The following is a 16597-nucleotide window of genomic DNA, read 5'->3' as shown; positions in this document are numbered from 1 at the left end:
TCATTCAGCATAAGTATGAAATTTTTCCGGCACCAAGGGAAGGGAAGAGTTAACTGAAAATAATGTCAGCTCAGGATAACGCAGTGCTGTTAATTTTCCTCCAAATACAGCTCCGGTATCAATATTGTACGTATTATTTTTAATTCTTGGTTCACGAACAGGCGTGTGTCCATAGACAATCATCGGGTTACCAGGGTGGTGGAGTGCCCAGTCCCTTCGCTCGGGTCTTCCGTCTGGGAGGGTATTCCCCGTTATATCCCCATACAGGACAAACGTTTTAACACCCTTATGCTTGGATCCTATCAATTCTTTTTTGATTCCTGCATGGGCAAGGACAAGCTTTCCTTGATCTAAGACAAGATACAGGGGAGCAGACTCGTATAATTGCACAAATCGGTCGCGAACTTTCTTTCTATCCGGTTTAGACAAGGCATCGAGTTCGGCAATTGTCGTCTCTAAGCCATGAACAGCCTTCACTTTATTACCTAGGAAATAACGATATAATTTATTGCAATGGTTTCCTGGGATATATAATCCTTTTTTTCTTTGTATGGTTAATGTCCATACGAGATGAATCATCTGGATTGAGTGAGGACCGCGATCTGTTATATCCCCTATGAATACAGGAGTATAAGCGTTTGGATGTTCAGGTATACCCTCACTATCAAATTGATAGCCCATCTTTTTGAATAATGCTATACATTCATCATAACAACCGTGTACATCACCGATGCAATCATAAATCATTTAAATCACTTCCTTCTATTACCTTTATATTACCCTTTTTTACTTTGTTTCAATTATAACGATTTAGGAAATTGTATAGGGTATAGTAGACAGATTAGAGACGACATAATAATGAGAGGGTGACCTCAAAGAATGGACATACAGGAAAGCAAACAAAGAGATTTGCTGCAAACTTTAAAAGAAGAAAATCTCCAACAGTTCCGGAAAATATTTTTGGGAATACATCCATACGATCAAGCGCAGTTTTATGCGGAATTAGAAGAAAAAGAAAGAGCTACCGTTCATCATTTCCTTTCACCAGATGAAATGGCAGAGCTTATTGGAAATCTTGCTTATGAGTATGAAGATCAAGTTATAGAGAAAATTTTAGCCGAAATGGATCCTCGATATGCTGCTTCTATTTTAGCTGAAATGCATACGGATGATGCAGTCGACCTGCTTAGTAATTTGGATAAGGAACAAATTATTAGTTATTTGTCTTTAATGGATGAAGAGCAATCGCAAAATATCAGGCATTTGCTTCACTATGAAGAATCAACTGCAGGCAGTATTATGACTACGGAGTTTATTAGCATTGTGGAAAATCAAACAGTAGGATCTGCGATGAAATTAGTGAGGAAGGAAGCTCAGGATGCTGAATTAATTTATTATATTTATGTGATGGATGAGGATCATAAATTAACTGGGGTTCTTTCCTTGCGTGATTTGATTGTGGCGGATGACAACACAATGGTTTTTGAGTTAATGAACAGACAGGTCTATGTAGTAAAAGTTAGTGATGACCAGGAAGAAGTAGCTCGAAAAATGAGAGACTACGATTTTATAGCGATGCCGGTTGTCGATTTTCAACATCATCTGGTCGGTATTATTACTTTTGATGATATGATTGATGTTATGTATGAAATTGCTTCGGATGATTACTCAAAACTAGCTGGGGTATCCGATATGGAATACATGGACAAGAGTCCATTTTCATCTGCTCGAAAAAGGCTGCCATGGTTAATTATCTTATTATTTTTAGGCATGATGACGGCTAATTTAATTGGTCAATTTGAGGAGACTCTATCGAAAAAAGCAATCCTTGCTGTCTTTATTCCTTTAATCGCAGGGATGGCCGGTAACTCAGGTACCCAAAGTTTGGCTGTTATTGTACGAGGAATAGCTACTGGTCAAATTGAGGATGAGAGCAAGCTGAAACTTCTATGGCGAGAAGCCGGAACAGGTCTTATAACCGGTGTATCATGCGGGATCGTGGTAACTATTATTGTGTATGTCTGGAAAGGTGAGCCGGTACTTGCCGCTCTTGTTGGAATTTCAATATTGGTGAGTTTAATTGTTGCAACATTAGCTGGAAGCCTAGTGCCTTTATTGATGCATAAAATGAATATTGATCCTGCCGTCGCTTCTGGACCGTTTATTACAACAATTAACGATTTAATCAGTATCCTTATCTATTTTGGAATGGCTACCCTCTTTATGGGGTATCTAGCATGATATATTTAGCTGAAAAAACAGAAAATGGTTGCGATTCTTCCTTACTTAGTTTAAATTAGTAGTAGGTACTAATAACATGTATTAAATTTAAGGAGGAATCCTTCGTATGAACTTGAGTATGGATGGGAAAACCATTGTTGTTATGGGTGTAGCAAATAAAAGAAGTATTGCATGGGGGATAGCTACTTCACTCTACCAGGCTGGCGCTAAATTAATTTTCACTTATGCTGGAGAACGAATGGAAAAGAGTGTTTATGAGCTTGTAAACAGTTTAGAGGGCGGAGCAGAGACCTTTGTACTGCCATGTGATGTAACGAAGGATGAAGAGATTCAACAGTGTTTTGCCATTATCAAAGAAAAGTATGGCAAAATAGATGGAATAGCACACTGTATTGCTTTTGCCAACAAGGAAGAGTTAAAGGGCGAGTATATGAATACAACAAGAGATGGATTCTTATTAGCTCAAAATATTAGTTCTTATTCCTTAACGGCTGTTGCTAAAGAAGCGAAGGACATCTTGAATGAGGGAGCAAGTATTATTACTCTTACATATCTTGGCGGAGAGCGGGTAGTGCAAAACTATAATGTAATGGGTGTAGCAAAAGCTTCTCTTGAAGCAAGTGTCAAATACTTGGCTAATGATCTTGGACCTAGAGGTGTAAGAGTGAACTCTATTTCTGCAGGAGCTATTAGAACCTTGTCAGCTAAAGGTGTTGGCGATTTTAACGAAATACGAAAAGTGTTTGAAGAACGGGCACCATTGCGGAGACAAGTAACTCAGGAAGAAGTAGGAGATACAGCGCTATTTCTCTTTAGTCCATTGTCCCGTGGGATTACGGGTGAGAATATCCATGTTGATTCAGGATATCATATTTTAAGTTTATAATGATAATGACTACTCTTCAATGTGAAGCGGTTTTTGATAACCGTTTTGCGTTGAAGAGTTTTTTTATTCTATCTAAAAAAATGATGGAATAGCATTAAAAATGGTCAGATCATCCACGCCTATGAACAGGTGAATCCCCTTATTTATTCTCAAATATAATAAAAAATGTTAATAAATTCTAATAAAATGATAGTCAATTACGAAAAGCTATGACATAATAAATCATAATATTTTAAATATTTTAATAAATTACATAATTATTGTATGCAGGAGGGAAAGGCTTGGAGGACTCTGTGGTTTTAGATGTAAACCATTTAACTGTTTCTTTTATGGATGACGGAAAACTAGTTCCTGCAGTAGAGAATATCGATTTCCAGCTTCATAAGGGAGAAATTCTTGGAATTGTTGGTGAATCCGGTAGTGGAAAGAGTTTGACCTCTTTATCGATTATGGGATTGCTTCCCCAACCACCGGCTATTGTTGATCCCCAATCAGTCATTAATTTTGAAGGGGACGATTTATTAAAAAAAACTGAATCACAAATGCGAAAAATTCGCGGTAACCAGATATCTATGATCTTTCAGGAACCGATGACTTCTCTTAATCCCTTGTTTACAATCGGTCAACAAATGATCGAAGCATACAGGCTACACAGAAACGGCAATAAAGTTCAGGCGCGTATGGAATGCTTGGAAATGTTAAAGCAGGTAGGGTTACCCCGGGCTGCTGATTTAATGAAAAATTATCCTCATGAATTATCTGGCGGTATGAGACAGAGGGTTATGATTGCGATGGCCATGGTTTGTAAACCAAATATCTTAATTGCGGATGAACCAACTACGGCTCTAGATGTTACTATTCAGGCCCAAATCCTTAAGTTGATGAAAGATTTAAATAGTCAAACGGAAACGTCAATCATCCTCATTACTCATGATCTTGGAGTGGTGGCTGAAATATGCGATCGGGTTTTGGTCATGTATGCAGGAAAAATTGTGGAGAAAGGGACGGTCAGGGACATCTTTAAAAACCCAAAACATCCATATACAAAAGGATTGTTGAAATCTGTACCTGATATCAGGCAGAAAGACAGCAAATTATATTCTATTCCAGGTAATGTGCCAAAACCAGGGATGATTCAAAATGGTTGTGTTTTTGCTCCGCGTTGCGAATATGCCATGCCCGCCTGTGCCACGGTGAACCCAGAATTACAAAAGGTATCTCCTGAATATCAATGGGTAAGGTGCCTATTATATCAGGGGCAGGAAGGAGGCATCATTCATGACGGAGCTATTAAAAGTTGAAGGCTTGAAGAAGTTTTTCCCGATTAATGGTGGAGTTTTGAGCAAGAAAATTGGTGAAGTAAAAGCTGTAAATGACATTTCATTCTATGTGAAAAAAGGAGAAACCCTTGGGATTGTTGGAGAGAGTGGCTGTGGAAAGTCAACGACCGGCAGATTATTAATGAGGTTAATTGATCCGACAGAAGGAAGTATAGTCTTCGAGGATAAGGAAATCATGTCCATGTCAAAAAAGCAGCTTAGACAAGTGAGACGTGATATCCAAATGGTTTTTCAAGACCCTTATGCGTCATTAAATCCGAGGCACTCCATCCAGCAAATATTAGAGGAACCTTTAATTGTTCATGGGATTGGCAATAAGAAGGAGCGGGCTAATAGGGTAGCAGAAATGATAGATGTTGTGGGACTCAGTTCCTATCATTTAAAACGCTATCCCCATCAATTCAGTGGTGGTCAGCGTCAGCGGATTGGTATTGCCCGAGCCCTAATGACCAAACCTAAATTAATTATTGCAGATGAGCCTGTTTCTGCACTTGATGTATCCATACAGGCACAAGTATTAAACCTTTTAAAAGACGTCCAAAAAGAATTTGGCCTAACTTATATTTTTATAGCCCACGATCTGGGAGTTGTCAGGCATATCAGTGATCGCGTGGGAGTTATGTATTTGGGTAGAATGGTAGAATTATCGGGCAGCGAAGAGTTATACGAACAACCTCTCCATCCATACACACAAGCTCTATTATCTTCAGTACCAATACCAGATCCGGATATTAAGCGTGAATCTATCATCCTAACTGGAGATATACCAAGTGCATCCAATCCACCGAGTGGTTGTGCTTTCCATACAAGATGTCAGCATGCAATGGAAGTTTGTAAGACCATTAATCCAGTATACCAAGAAATAAAAGCCGGTCATTATGCTGCATGTCATCTCCATGGTGAACATGGCAGCAATGATAATAAACAAATATAAGAGGGGGTTTCATATGAAAAAGCTTTTATTGGCTATGGTCAGTGTTCTAATGCTAAGCGTTGTACTGGCAGCATGTAGTTCTGGCGACAAGGAAACTGAGGGTGGTGGCAGTGAAGAGAAAGGAAATACAAAGGATACACTTGTTTTTGGACGTGGCGGTGATTCCACTTCGTTAGATCCAATCACAACAACCGAAGGAGAGTCATTTAAAGTCACAATTAACATTTTTGATACACTGCTAACTTACGGTAAACAGGATACCACGCTGCAGCCTGGATTAGCTGAAAAATGGGAGGCTTCTGATGATGGTCTTTCATATACGTTTACATTGAAAAAAGGCGTTAAGTTTCATGATGGTACTGATTTTAATGCAGAAGCAGTTGTATTCAACTTTAATAGATGGATGAATGGAGATGCTGATCAATTCCCTTATTACAGCATGTTTGGCGGCTATAAAAAGGATGAAGGGCATGTCATTAAGGAAGTAAAAGCGGTTGATGAAACAACTGTTCAATTTACATTGAAGCGTCCTCAGGCGACTTTCCTTAAAAACATCGCAATGAGCTGTTTTGGAATTGCCAGCCCTACTGCAGTTGAAAAAGATGGCGATAAATTCCGGGAAAACCCGGTTGGTACTGGTCCTTATAAATTTAAAGAAAAAGCAAATGACAAAATCGTGATTGAAAAGAATGAAGACTATTATGTAGATGGTGAGCCAAAATTAAAGACAATTATTTTCCGTACAATTCCTGATAACTCCGCTCGATTGAATGCATTAACAAGCGGTGAAATTGATTTAATGGATGGTGTTAATCCATCAGATCTTGAAACCATTAAAGGGAATTCAGCTATTCAGGCAATTGAACGGCCTTCCATGAATATAGGATATTTGGGCTTTAATGTTACGAAGAAACCTTTTGATAATCCAAAGGTGCGCCAAGCTTTAAGCCATGCCGTTGATAAGCAAGCTATCATTGACGCTTTCTATTTAGGAATGGCAGAACCAGCAAAAAATCCTCTGCCGGATTCTGTTGAAGGCTATAATGATGAAATTCAGGATTATGAATTTGATTTAGATAAAGCAAAAGAATTATTAAAAGAAGCTGGTTATCCAGATGGATTTACAATGGATCTTTGGGCTATGCCAGTTCCGCGTCCATATATACCAGAGGGTAAGAAAATTGCAGAAGCAATCCAGGCAAATTTCGCGAAAATAGGAGTTAAAGCAGAAATTCAGACGGTAGAATGGGCCACATACCTTGAGAAAGCAACAGCTGGTGAATTCCCGGCCTATATGCTTGGCTGGACAGGTGATAATGGAGACCCTGATAACTTTATCTATACATTGCTTGATAAAGACTCAATTGGTTCCAATAACTATTCCTATTATGCGAATGATAAGCTCCATGACATTTTAATTGAAGCGCAGACAATCGTTGATCAGGATAAACGGAATGAGCTTTATAAACAAGCTCAGGAAATTATTCATGAAGATGCGCCATGGATTCCATTAGTGCACTCAACACCTTTATTGGCAGCATCAGCTGATTTAACAGGACTTGTACCGCATCCTACGGGATCCGATATTTTAAAAAATGTAGAATTTAAGTAAAACTGCGTTAAGTAAGGGCGCCTTTACATGGATGATTCATATAAGGGCGCCTGTTTATTATGGGGGTGCATACAGATGTTTTCTTATACAATGAAAAGGATTCTGTCTGTTATACCGGTTCTGTTTGGAATGACGTTGATTGTATTTGCCATCGTCAGAGCCATTCCTGGAGATCCGGCACAGGTTATATTAGGACAAAGGGCAACAAAGGAGTCCATTGCCGTATTAACTCAGGAGCTTGGATTGGATAAAGCCTGGTATGTTCAATACATAGATTATATTAAGAATTTGTTTACTGGTGATTTAGGTACTTCTATTAGAACAAATGCTGAGATTACTAATGAGATTTGGCCGTATATTGCTGCTACTCTTGAGTTAACGTTTGTAGCGATGATCATTGCCATCGTCATCGGTGTAAATGCGGGCATCATCAGTGCGTGGTTTTCAAATTCTTGGTTTGATTATTTAGCGATGATCTTAGCTTTAATAGGGGTATCCATGCCCATTTTTTGGCTTGGGTTAATGGAGCAGTGGGCATTTTCATTGCAGCTGGGCTGGTTACCGACTACTGGACGTGAAGATATCAGAGATCCAATCAATGCGATCACTAATCTATATTTGGTGGATACGTTGCTGCAAGGAGATTTTGACCAATTTATTGTCACTATCAAGCATTTGATTATGCCGAGTATCGCGTTAGCAACTATTCCAATGGCTATTATTGCAAGAATGACAAGATCAACTATGCTGGAAGTTATGCAATCAGATTTTATACGTACAGCTCGTGCTAAGGGTGTCAGTATGTTTTGGGTGGTGTACAAGCACTCCTTAAAAAATGCATTTATTCCGGTTTTAACTGTCATAGGGCTGCAAACTGGTTTACTTCTTGGAGGAGCCATTCTGACCGAAACCATTTTTGCTTGGCCAGGTATAGGCAGATATTTATATGAAGCGATAGGCTATCGGGATTATCCGGTGATTCAGTCCGGTATTTTACTGATTGCTGCCGCATTTGTTTTTATTAATTTAGTTGTCGACCTCCTTTATGCATTGGTCGATCCACGAATTAAATACTCCAAATAGGAAGGGTGGTGTAAGGCATTGGGGGAATTGGTACGAAATACAGATGAAACACCATTGGTAATAGAAGAAAAAGTGATTTCTCCATGGGGAGAAGCATGGGCTGCCTTTAAGCGTAACCGTTTGGCAATGGTAGGCCTGGGAATTGTTCTATTCTTTATTTTATTGGCCTTATTAGCTCCGATTATTGCTCCTTATGGATTTAAGGAGGTTAATTTAGCCGACCGTTTAAAACCGCCATCTGCCGAGCATTGGTTTGGAACAGATGACTTTGGGAGAGATATCCTTTCACGTATATTATATGGGGCACGGATATCCTTATCGGTTGGTTTCTTCTCAGTATTGGGTTCTGTCATTGTTGGTTCGTTGCTGGGACTTGTTGCCGGATATTATGGTGGATGGATTGATACGATTATTTCACGTTTTTTTGATATCCTTCTTGCCTTTCCAAGTATCTTATTAGCCATTGCGATTATTTCTATTTTAGGGCCGTCTCTGCAAAATGCCCTGATTGCCATTGCAATTATAAACATACCGAATTTTGGGCGTCTCATAAGATCAAGAGTACTGAGTGTGAAACAAGAAGAATATGTGATGGCAGCAAACGCAATAGGTATGAAGGATTCAAGAATTATCTTTCGTCACATCTTACCGAACAGCATGACACCAATCATTGTTCAAGCTACTTTGGCCATTGCAACAGCAATTATTGAAGCAGCAGCGCTTGGGTTTCTCGGATTGGGAGCCCAAGCACCAACACCTGAGTGGGGGAAAATGTTGGCGGATTCGAAAGGGTTTTTAGTTCAGGCTCCGGGTACACTTTTCTTTCCAGGTTTAGCGATCATGTTAACTGTGCTTGGATTTAATTTATTAGGTGATGGGTTGAGAGATGCTCTGGATCCTAAAATGAAACAGCGTTAGGTTGTAAATAAAGAACAGTAAAACTCCCAATTGTTCGGTAGGACGGCAATTGGGAGTTTTTTTGTGTGTATGTATGGAAAACCACCTCGATTGAACGATCCATTCAAGGAGTAAACCCATTATGTATATTTGAAATATCCTCAAGCTAATGCACATATACATACTAAATAGACTGCAGGCATAGGAGGGTTAAAGGATGAGCCATAATGAAATCAAGGGTCCATTGCCGGCAAATGCCTGGCTTGACAAGGAACAACTCATGATACGATTAAGTGAAGAAGAAATAGTAGAAATTGACGATTTTTTTACAAACGTTGGAACAAAGGAAGTGAATCAGCTAAAGGAATATCATACGGAAAATAGAGAAAATTCACATGAAGGCCATGATAAGGAGGAAATACCGTTACAGCAACCGCCTCTATTAAGCTTTGGTACTGAAAAAAAGCATGCGATAGAACCGCCAAAAGAACAGGAATCTAATTTTTCGGAAGCCCTTGATACGAATGGAAAGATGAAGCGGAAACGTATTGAAGAAATGTCAAAGGATGAGTTGGTGGCTTATTTGGAAAAAATGCCGACGCTCATGCCGAGCCCTGTGTGTGATTTTATAATCGAAGATGGAAAGAGATTGAGGGGGACCGTTGAAAAAGTTAAAGGAGAATATGTCTATATTAAAGTTGCATTCGGGAAGAAATGGATCAAATACACATTGCGGCAAATAAAAGATATAAAGATCGTTCGATTTTAATAACCAAGCAAATTAGTTTTCATATTTTCTGGTTATTTGTATTAGACAAACCTTCCCTTTCTACATACTTATACTATATGAGTCCTAATCAGGGAAGGAGGACCTTTTTATGAAAATACAAAAACAAACAGCAACCGAAATCAAGAAAACACTATCAAAGCAAAAGAAAAAAAATTGTGGATGTACGAAAAATAAAAAGAGAAGCCGTTTACAACCGTAACCCTGCTGTTTAGTCAGCGGGCTTTTTTTTATTTGGATATTTCTAACATATTCAAGTGAGTTTCCCTAAAATAAGTGGATAAAAAGCAGCTTTTTACAAACAATACAGGAAAATGATTTCAATATGAAGTGAGGGGGTGAAAAATGCTATGCATAAGAGGATTGCTTCATTTTTAGCCATAGCAATGTTTTTCACAATGGTAAGTGGGTGTTCCGGTGATTCAAGCAGTAAGGAAGCCAGAATGTCGCTTATTCAGTCTGTGGACCAAGACCCGGTCTACCTTGGTGATCATTCAAAGGCACCATTAGAAGAAATAAAAAAGAAAGTAGCTTCCCATAAAGAAATTTATGATGTGGCTGTTGTCCAAAAGGATAAAGATATTTTGGTGGCGTACAAGGTTAAGCATATGCAGCGTTTTCGCATGAAAAGTATTGAAAGTAAGTTGGATAAGGAATTAAAGAAAAACTTTAAATCCTTTAATTTCACTGTATCAAGTGATATGAAAATATTTCTTGAAACAGTCGAGTTAATCGTGAACGTGAAGGACAAAGGATACCCCAAGAAAAAAGCTGGAAAATGGTTTGATAAAATAATGAAACTACAAAAGGATATGGCATAGGCAGGTGTACATATGGCAAATAAAAAGAATAAAAAACTAACCCCTGAACAACAAAAATATAAAAAGCTTGAACAAAAATATGAAGCAAAACGCCCTGTTGTAAAGAATTGTATTAAGGCATTTTTTGTAGGCGGGCTATTTTGTCTTCTAGGACAAGCTATTACGTATATGTATATATTTTATTTTAACTTTACTGAACAAACAGCTAGTAACCCCACTGTGGCAACGATGATATTTTTATCGATGTTATTAACAGGCTTTGGGGTTTACGATCGGATTGGTCAATTTGCTGGAGCGGGAAGTGCTGTTCCGGTTACGGGATTTGGTAATTCAGTCATTTCAGCAGCAATTGAGCATAGAACAGAAGGATTTGTGCTTGGGGTAGGAGGAAATCTATTTAAATTGGCTGGAACTGTAATCCTATATGGTGTTTTTTCAGCATTTGTCGTTGCATTAATAAAGCAAATCTATCTAATGGTTATAGGAGGTTAATATGCTAACTGGTAAACAAACTTGGATATTAGAAAATCAACCGGTCATTTCCTCCACAGGCGTGGCTGTTGGACCATTTGAAGGCAACGGCAATTTAGCAGATGATTTTGATATCATTCATGATAACCTTTGGCTCAATGAAGATTCATATGAGAAAGCAAGTCGTGTATTACTAGAAGAAGCCGCTCAAACAGCTTTGGAAAAAAAGAACCTGAAAACACTTGATATCCAGTATTTCTTTGCTGGTGACCTAATCAACCAAATCACACCCACCAGCTTTGCAGCCCGAACATTGGGAATTCCATACTTGGGTTTATTCGGTGCATGCTCAACAACCACTGAAGGCTTGGCGCTTGCATCCTTTATTGTTAATTACGGTGGTGCCAATAAAGTATTGGCTGGTGCTTCTAGTCACAATGCCGCTACAGAAAAGCAATTTAGGTATCCGACAGAATATGGGGGTCAAAAACCACCAACTGCTCAATGGACTGTTACGGGGGCAGGTGTTGCCTTAATTGAGAAAAACGATAGATCTCCTGAAAGTAAACTGGTGGTTACGAGTGCAACCATAGGCAAGGTTGTTGATATGGGATTAAAGGATCCGTTTAATATGGGAGGCGCGATGGCCCCTGCTGCAGCTGATACAATTTATCATCATTTTAGGGATCTAAATCTTCCTGATGATCATTATGATTTAGTCGTGACGGGAGATCTAGGGAAAATAGGCCAGGAAACTGCACTAGATTTATTAGAACAGAAGGGTATAAAGCTTGATAAAGATAAATTTAGGGATTGCGGATTAATGATTTATAAAGAAGATCAGCCCGTACAATCAGGAGGAAGTGGAGCAGGTTGCTCAGCGTCAGTTTTATACGGCCATTTACTGAATGAAATGCGTAATGGCAGATATAAACGAATTTTAATGGCAGCAACGGGAGCTCTTCTATCTCCCCTGACCTTCCAGCAAGGGGAATCCATTCCTTGTATAGCACATGCGGTTGCAATTGAAAGACTATAGCGCTTGAAAGTGAGGAGCATATATGCTGGCAATGTTTTTTTGGGCCTTTGTTGTAGGAGGCATTATTTGTGTGATTGGACAGCTTCTATTTGATGTAGCGAAATTAACGCCTGCCCATACCCTTTCGACATTTGTTGTCATTGGAGCTATATTGGGTGGTATCGGGTGGTATGAGCCGTTATTGGATTTTGCAGGTGCTGGGGCTTCTATTCCGATTGTAAGCTTTGGAAATTCGCTTGTAAACGGTGCTTTAGAGGAGGCAGATAAGCATGGCGTTATTGGCGTGCTAACCGGAATGTTTAAAATTACTTCATCAGGCATAACGGCAGCGATCGTCTTTGGATTTATCGCAGCCTTGATTTTTAAACCAAAAGGTTAATGAAAAATCCCCACTAAGCATAAGGATGGATGGTGGGGATTTTTTTGTATTTTTTTATTATTCTTTTAGCACTACATTCCATTGAATTTAAGAATGAAATAAGAGATATTATAAAAGATATTGTATAAATTACTTTTTATGGGAGCATATATGGTTCCTTATTATGATGCTGATTTTCTCTGGAAAGAAGGTTAAACGGTGAAAGATAAACTAATTCATATGAGAGATAAATTAAATAATATTAGTCGTCGTAATCGCTCCATTAGATTATTAAAGATATACAATAAGTGGAGTTTTGATTTGACTGAATTAGATAAGTTATCTACTGATAATAAAAATATTAGTGAATCTATAGTAAAAAAGATTGTAAAACAATATAAAGATGAAATTATCTTACTTAAAGCAACAAAAAGAAATGAAGATTCTATGGTGATGTCAAAAAAATTGACGGATCTATTACGGAATATAAAAGCCATTGAAGAAGAAACTGGTGTCCACGATTTTTATTTAGGTTTCCCTTTTATATCAGGTACCCTCGCGGATGGTACATTTTTTCAAGCCCCTTTATTCTTATATCCCATCCGTTTAGAAAATAGCAGGTTAAATACGAATAAATGGATAATCCGAGTAGAGGAAGGAGGTCCGCAGATTAATCGGACCTTATTCCTAGCTTTTAAGAAATTAAACAAAGTAGACTTTACTGAAGATTTCTTTGAAGAAGCTGCAGAAATTGCTAAGTCATATGATAAAGAACAATGGAGTGCTTTCTTTGAAAAATATGAATTAAATCTATCATTTACGAATGATGGACTGGCAAAATTAAAAGAGTATAAGCAGGAAGATATTCCTGAAACAACTGGTATCACTTTATTGGAACATGCGATTATCGGGAACTTTCCACAGGGTGGTTCGTCAATTGTCAAAGACTATGATGCAATGGTAGACCTAACAAAAGAAGCAGCATTATCCTCACTTGTAAGTGAATTGATTGATCCACAAGAGTTGGAATTTGGAGATGTTGAGATTGATGAAAACAATGGAAATACTCCTCCTGCTGAAGAACCGGATATCCTGAATCTACTTGTTACAGATGGGTCACAAGAGGAAATTTTAAAAGAAGCAAGATACAAGAGAGGACTTGTTGTCCATGGTCCTCCAGGAACAGGAAAATCACAGGTAATTGTAAATTTAATTACTGATGCACTGAGTCAGGGAAAGAAAGTATTGGTAGTTTGTCAGAAAAGAGCTGCTCTTGATGTAGTCTATCAACGCTTGGATAGCTTAAAGTTAACAAACCATATAGCTTTAGTTCATGATGAAAAGGTGGATCGCAAGCCACTATATAGCAAAATAAATGCTGTTCTTGAGAATAATAGAGTCATGTTTGAGCGATCGAAATCTGAGTTGGAATCTGCTTCTAAAAGTTTAATGGAGCATGAAAAACTTTTAAATCAGATTGCCAAGGGGCTATATGAGTATCAGGACTATGGATACCGTTTATATGATCTTTATGGAAAAGCAGCTCCATTAGACGATATGACTAAAATGTTGAATTTAAAACCAGTATTAAGTCAATTGAACAAAGATGACTTAGTTGATATAAGTGAAAAAATATACAGCTATGCCGAATGGTATGAACGTTTTGGCGGTGAGCAATACGAACTGAAAGAACGTAAATCATTTGCACGATTTACGATCAAAGATAAGCTGGAATTGGTAGATTTGCTTAATGATTTAATAGAAAAGGCGAAGAACGCTTCCGATTATTTAAATTCATTGGATTATAAAAAAATCACTCCTGCCTACACATGGCTGATGGAAGACAAGTTAGCAAAGATATATCCGGACTTAGAGGATAATAGCAAAAAAACGATGCAAAGCTTGAGGATTTGGTGGTGGACATCCTTCTCCGGTAAATCAATTCTCGAGGAGCTATTAGAAGGTGAAAAGTTTAAAGGAACAAACTCCTCGGAATGGGTGAAGATTAAGCAAGCCCTTATGATCATGAATCAATTAGGGAATGAAACAAAGAAGATGTCCGAGGAAATCGACCGATTAAAAAGATATTTCGATGATAAAGTGATTGAACGTTATCAAAATAGAATTGCGGAAGGTGATATTCCGTTACAAGAATTAGATAAAATACTAGAATATGTTCACCAGGATTTTGAGGATATCCAACAAATGGATTCTTATTGGGAAGATTGTTCTGAGCTAACGAAAGAAATTGTTCAAGAACTTATAAAGAAAGGTACCGTCTCAGATCAAGCTCTATCGGAATACTGGGTTTCTTTATTTATAAACTCGACCTATATTCATTGGATTGATGAAACGGAAAGCAAATATCCTGAGGTTAAAAAGATATCAACAAGTGAATATTCAAGGATCAGGGAGCGATTTGGCCAATTGATTGAGCAAAAAAGAGTGGCTGCCAATCAATATCTAATTCATCAATTAACCAAATCTGTCGATGAGCTACAGAAAGTTTTCCCGAAAGAATTAAGGAATCTAAAACATCAGGTAGGAAAAAAGAGAATGATTTGGCCACTGCGCAAATTGGTCAATGAATTTTCCGGTAAAGGGCTGGTGAAATTAATGCCAGTTTGGCTGGCCTCACCTGAAATAGTGTCTTCTATTTTCCCATTAGATGATCAATTATTTGATTTAGTTATTTTCGATGAAGCTTCTCAATGTACGGTAGAAAGCGGTCTGCCTGCTGTATTTAGAGGAAAACAATTAATTGTTGCAGGAGACGAAAAGCAATTGCCACCTTTTAATATGTTCCAGTCTTCTATTGTTAATGAAGATGATGAAGAAGAGTATGAAATTGATGAATCGCAAAGTTTGTTAAATTTGGCGAAAAGAAGATTTCCGGAGAAAATTCTTCAGTGGCATTATCGTTCCAAATATGAGGAACTAATTAACTTTTCAAACCACGCTTTTTATAATGGACACGTTCAAATTGCTCCTAATGTTGAGCCGTTGAAAGATCCTCCAGCTATCCAATGGAAGAAAGTAAATGGAAGATGGATTAATCAATCCAACGAAGTAGAAGCAATCGAGGTATATAAAATTTTAAAAGACACATTGATCAATCAACCAGGAAAAACAGTCGGTATTATTACATTTAACGCAAAACAACAAACCAAAATACTGGATATCATCGAAAGATCAGCAGCAGAAGATCAAGAATTTAATGTTGCATATAATCAAGCGATGGCAAAAGAATTGGACGAACGAGTATTTGTTAAAAATATTGAAAATGTTCAAGGGGATGAAAGAGATATCATTATTTTCTCTGTTGGCTATGCTAAAAACGAAGAAGGGAAGGTTTATAACCGCTTCGGTATGTTAAACCAATACGGCGGAGAAAATAGATTAAATGTTGCCGTATCAAGAGCGAAAGAACGTATTATCGTAGTATCAAGCATCGAACCAGAAGAATTGAATGTTGCGAACACAGCACAAATTGGACCGAAGCTTCTTAAATCCTATTTAAAATATGTAAGGGCAGTTTCCAAGAATCATAAGGTTGAAATTGATTCGGTTGTCCAGGAAATCAATGAAAATGTCAACACGCATGTACAAGAACTAGGCCTTCATTTTGACTCGCCTTTTGAAGAACAAGTTTATAAACAGCTGAGAAATTTGGGTTATGAAGTAGCTACACAAGTAGGGATGTCCGGATACAGAATCGATATGGCCATCGTTCATCCAAATGATTCTTCAAAATATATATTGGGAATAGAATGCGATGGGGCCATGTACCATAGTTCTGCCAATGCAAAAGAACGAGATATCTATCGTCAGCGATTCCTCGAAAGCCGAGGCTGGACGATTGAGAGAATCTGGAGCAGAAACTGGTGGAAAACACCTAGTAAAGAAATCGAAAGAATTGATCAAAAGGTCAAGGAATTAGTAAGAAGTGAAGAAGTAAAGAAAAAAATCAGCCTATGAAGCACCTATCGATCGCCCTTACCCGAGCTATACCCGGGTAAGGGCGATTTAAGTGTGTGGAGAAAGGCCAATGAAGTGGCTATGGAGTACCTATGGACCGGCTATGCCCGAGCTATACCGGGGTAAGGGCGGGTCAAGTGTGGGTGAAAG

At 38.2% G+C, this 16597-nt stretch carries 14 protein-coding genes; 13 read left to right on the top strand and 1 reads right to left on the bottom strand.

Features of this window, described 5'->3' with window-relative positions:
• Nucleotides 1-747, bottom strand: a complete 747-nt coding sequence (gene prpE / locus AC58NB_RS10675) for a bis(5'-nucleosyl)-tetraphosphatase PrpE (protein WP_497426817.1) — start codon at nt 745-747, stop codon at nt 1-3.
• Nucleotides 748-879: 132 nt separating this feature from the next.
• On the opposite strand from prpE, the gene mgtE reads away from it, so the two are divergent.
• From mgtE to AC58NB_RS10610, 13 genes are all read left to right on the top strand, one after another.
• A complete protein-coding gene (gene mgtE, locus AC58NB_RS10670; RefSeq protein ID WP_497426816.1) occupies nt 880-2241 on the top strand; it encodes a magnesium transporter in 1362 nt (453 codons plus the stop codon).
• A 106-nt stretch (nt 2242-2347) separates the two neighbouring features.
• The gene (gene fabI, locus AC58NB_RS10665) at nt 2348-3127 is read left to right on the top strand and encodes an enoyl-ACP reductase FabI (RefSeq protein ID WP_497426815.1); all 780 of its coding nucleotides are present in this window, start codon (nt 2348-2350) and stop codon (nt 3125-3127) included.
• A gap of 329 nt (nt 3128-3456) precedes the next feature.
• Nucleotides 3457-4428 carry an ABC transporter ATP-binding protein gene (locus tag AC58NB_RS10660; protein WP_497427041.1) on the top strand — a complete coding sequence of 324 codons (972 nt, stop codon included), beginning with the start codon at nt 3457-3459 and terminating at the stop codon, nt 4426-4428.
• On the top strand, nt 4406-5401 hold the full coding sequence (locus AC58NB_RS10655; protein ID WP_497426814.1) for an ABC transporter ATP-binding protein: 996 nt from the start codon (nt 4406-4408) through the stop codon (nt 5399-5401). The genes AC58NB_RS10660 and AC58NB_RS10655 overlap by 23 nt, the downstream gene beginning before the upstream one ends.
• Nucleotides 5402-5414: 13 nt before the next feature.
• A complete protein-coding gene (locus AC58NB_RS10650; protein WP_497426813.1) occupies nt 5415-7013 on the top strand; it encodes an ABC transporter substrate-binding protein in 1599 nt (532 codons plus the stop codon).
• Between the two features lie 75 nt (nt 7014-7088).
• Nucleotides 7089-8096 (top strand): ABC transporter permease, encoded by a 1008-nt coding sequence (locus AC58NB_RS10645; RefSeq protein ID WP_497426812.1) that lies wholly within the window; start codon nt 7089-7091, stop codon nt 8094-8096.
• A gap of 18 nt (nt 8097-8114) precedes the next feature.
• Entirely contained in the window at nt 8115-9014 is a 900-nt protein-coding gene (nikC, locus tag AC58NB_RS10640; protein ID WP_497426811.1) for a nickel transporter permease, read from the top strand.
• A gap of 196 nt (nt 9015-9210) precedes the next feature.
• Complete coding sequence (locus tag AC58NB_RS10635) at nt 9211-9762, top strand: hypothetical protein (RefSeq protein WP_497426810.1); 552 nt, start codon at nt 9211-9213, stop codon at nt 9760-9762.
• 368 nt (nt 9763-10130) lie between these two features.
• Nucleotides 10131-10601 carry a sporulation protein gene (locus AC58NB_RS10630; RefSeq protein WP_497426809.1) on the top strand — a complete coding sequence of 157 codons (471 nt, stop codon included), beginning with the start codon at nt 10131-10133 and terminating at the stop codon, nt 10599-10601.
• Between the two features lie 12 nt (nt 10602-10613).
• On the top strand, nt 10614-11093 hold the full coding sequence (spoVAC, locus tag AC58NB_RS10625; RefSeq protein WP_497426808.1) for a stage V sporulation protein AC: 480 nt from the start codon (nt 10614-10616) through the stop codon (nt 11091-11093).
• Nucleotide 11094: 1 nt separating this feature from the next.
• The gene (spoVAD, locus tag AC58NB_RS10620) at nt 11095-12111 is read left to right on the top strand and encodes a stage V sporulation protein AD (RefSeq protein WP_497426807.1); all 1017 of its coding nucleotides are present in this window, start codon (nt 11095-11097) and stop codon (nt 12109-12111) included.
• A 22-nt stretch (nt 12112-12133) separates the two neighbouring features.
• Nucleotides 12134-12490, top strand: coding sequence for a stage V sporulation protein AE (gene spoVAE / locus AC58NB_RS10615; RefSeq protein WP_491076560.1), 357 nt, complete (start codon nt 12134-12136; stop codon nt 12488-12490).
• Between the two features lie 198 nt (nt 12491-12688).
• On the top strand, nt 12689-16447 hold the full coding sequence (locus AC58NB_RS10610; RefSeq protein WP_497426806.1) for a PDDEXK-like endonuclease domain-containing protein: 3759 nt from the start codon (nt 12689-12691) through the stop codon (nt 16445-16447).
• Nucleotides 16448-16597: the final 150 nt, after the last annotated feature.

The organism is Pradoshia sp. TA40_28, from assembly GCF_059694525.1.
Note: the sequence above shows the minus strand (reverse complement) of the source record. Positions and strands in the feature narration are given on the sequence as shown.

Coding starts and splice junctions, on each gene's coding strand:
- AC58NB_RS10650 (WP_497426813.1), top strand. CDS start 5,415: ATGAAAAAGCTTTTATTGGCTATGGTCAGTGTTCTAATGCTAAGCGTT.
- AC58NB_RS10645 (WP_497426812.1), top strand. CDS start 7,089: ATGTTTTCTTATACAATGAAAAGGATTCTGTCTGTTATACCGGTTCTG.
- spoVAD (WP_497426807.1), top strand. CDS start 11,095: ATGCTAACTGGTAAACAAACTTGGATATTAGAAAATCAACCGGTCATT.
- AC58NB_RS10630 (WP_497426809.1), top strand. CDS start 10,131: ATGCATAAGAGGATTGCTTCATTTTTAGCCATAGCAATGTTTTTCACA.
- mgtE (WP_497426816.1), top strand. CDS start 880: ATGGACATACAGGAAAGCAAACAAAGAGATTTGCTGCAAACTTTAAAA.
- AC58NB_RS10660 (WP_497427041.1), top strand. CDS start 3,457: ATGGATGACGGAAAACTAGTTCCTGCAGTAGAGAATATCGATTTCCAG.
- spoVAC (WP_497426808.1), top strand. CDS start 10,614: ATGGCAAATAAAAAGAATAAAAAACTAACCCCTGAACAACAAAAATAT.
- AC58NB_RS10655 (WP_497426814.1), top strand. CDS start 4,406: ATGACGGAGCTATTAAAAGTTGAAGGCTTGAAGAAGTTTTTCCCGATT.
- AC58NB_RS10635 (WP_497426810.1), top strand. CDS start 9,211: ATGAGCCATAATGAAATCAAGGGTCCATTGCCGGCAAATGCCTGGCTT.
- prpE (WP_497426817.1), bottom strand. CDS start 747: ATGATTTATGATTGCATCGGTGATGTACACGGTTGTTATGATGAATGT.
- fabI (WP_497426815.1), top strand. CDS start 2,348: ATGAACTTGAGTATGGATGGGAAAACCATTGTTGTTATGGGTGTAGCA.
- spoVAE (WP_491076560.1), top strand. CDS start 12,134: ATGCTGGCAATGTTTTTTTGGGCCTTTGTTGTAGGAGGCATTATTTGT.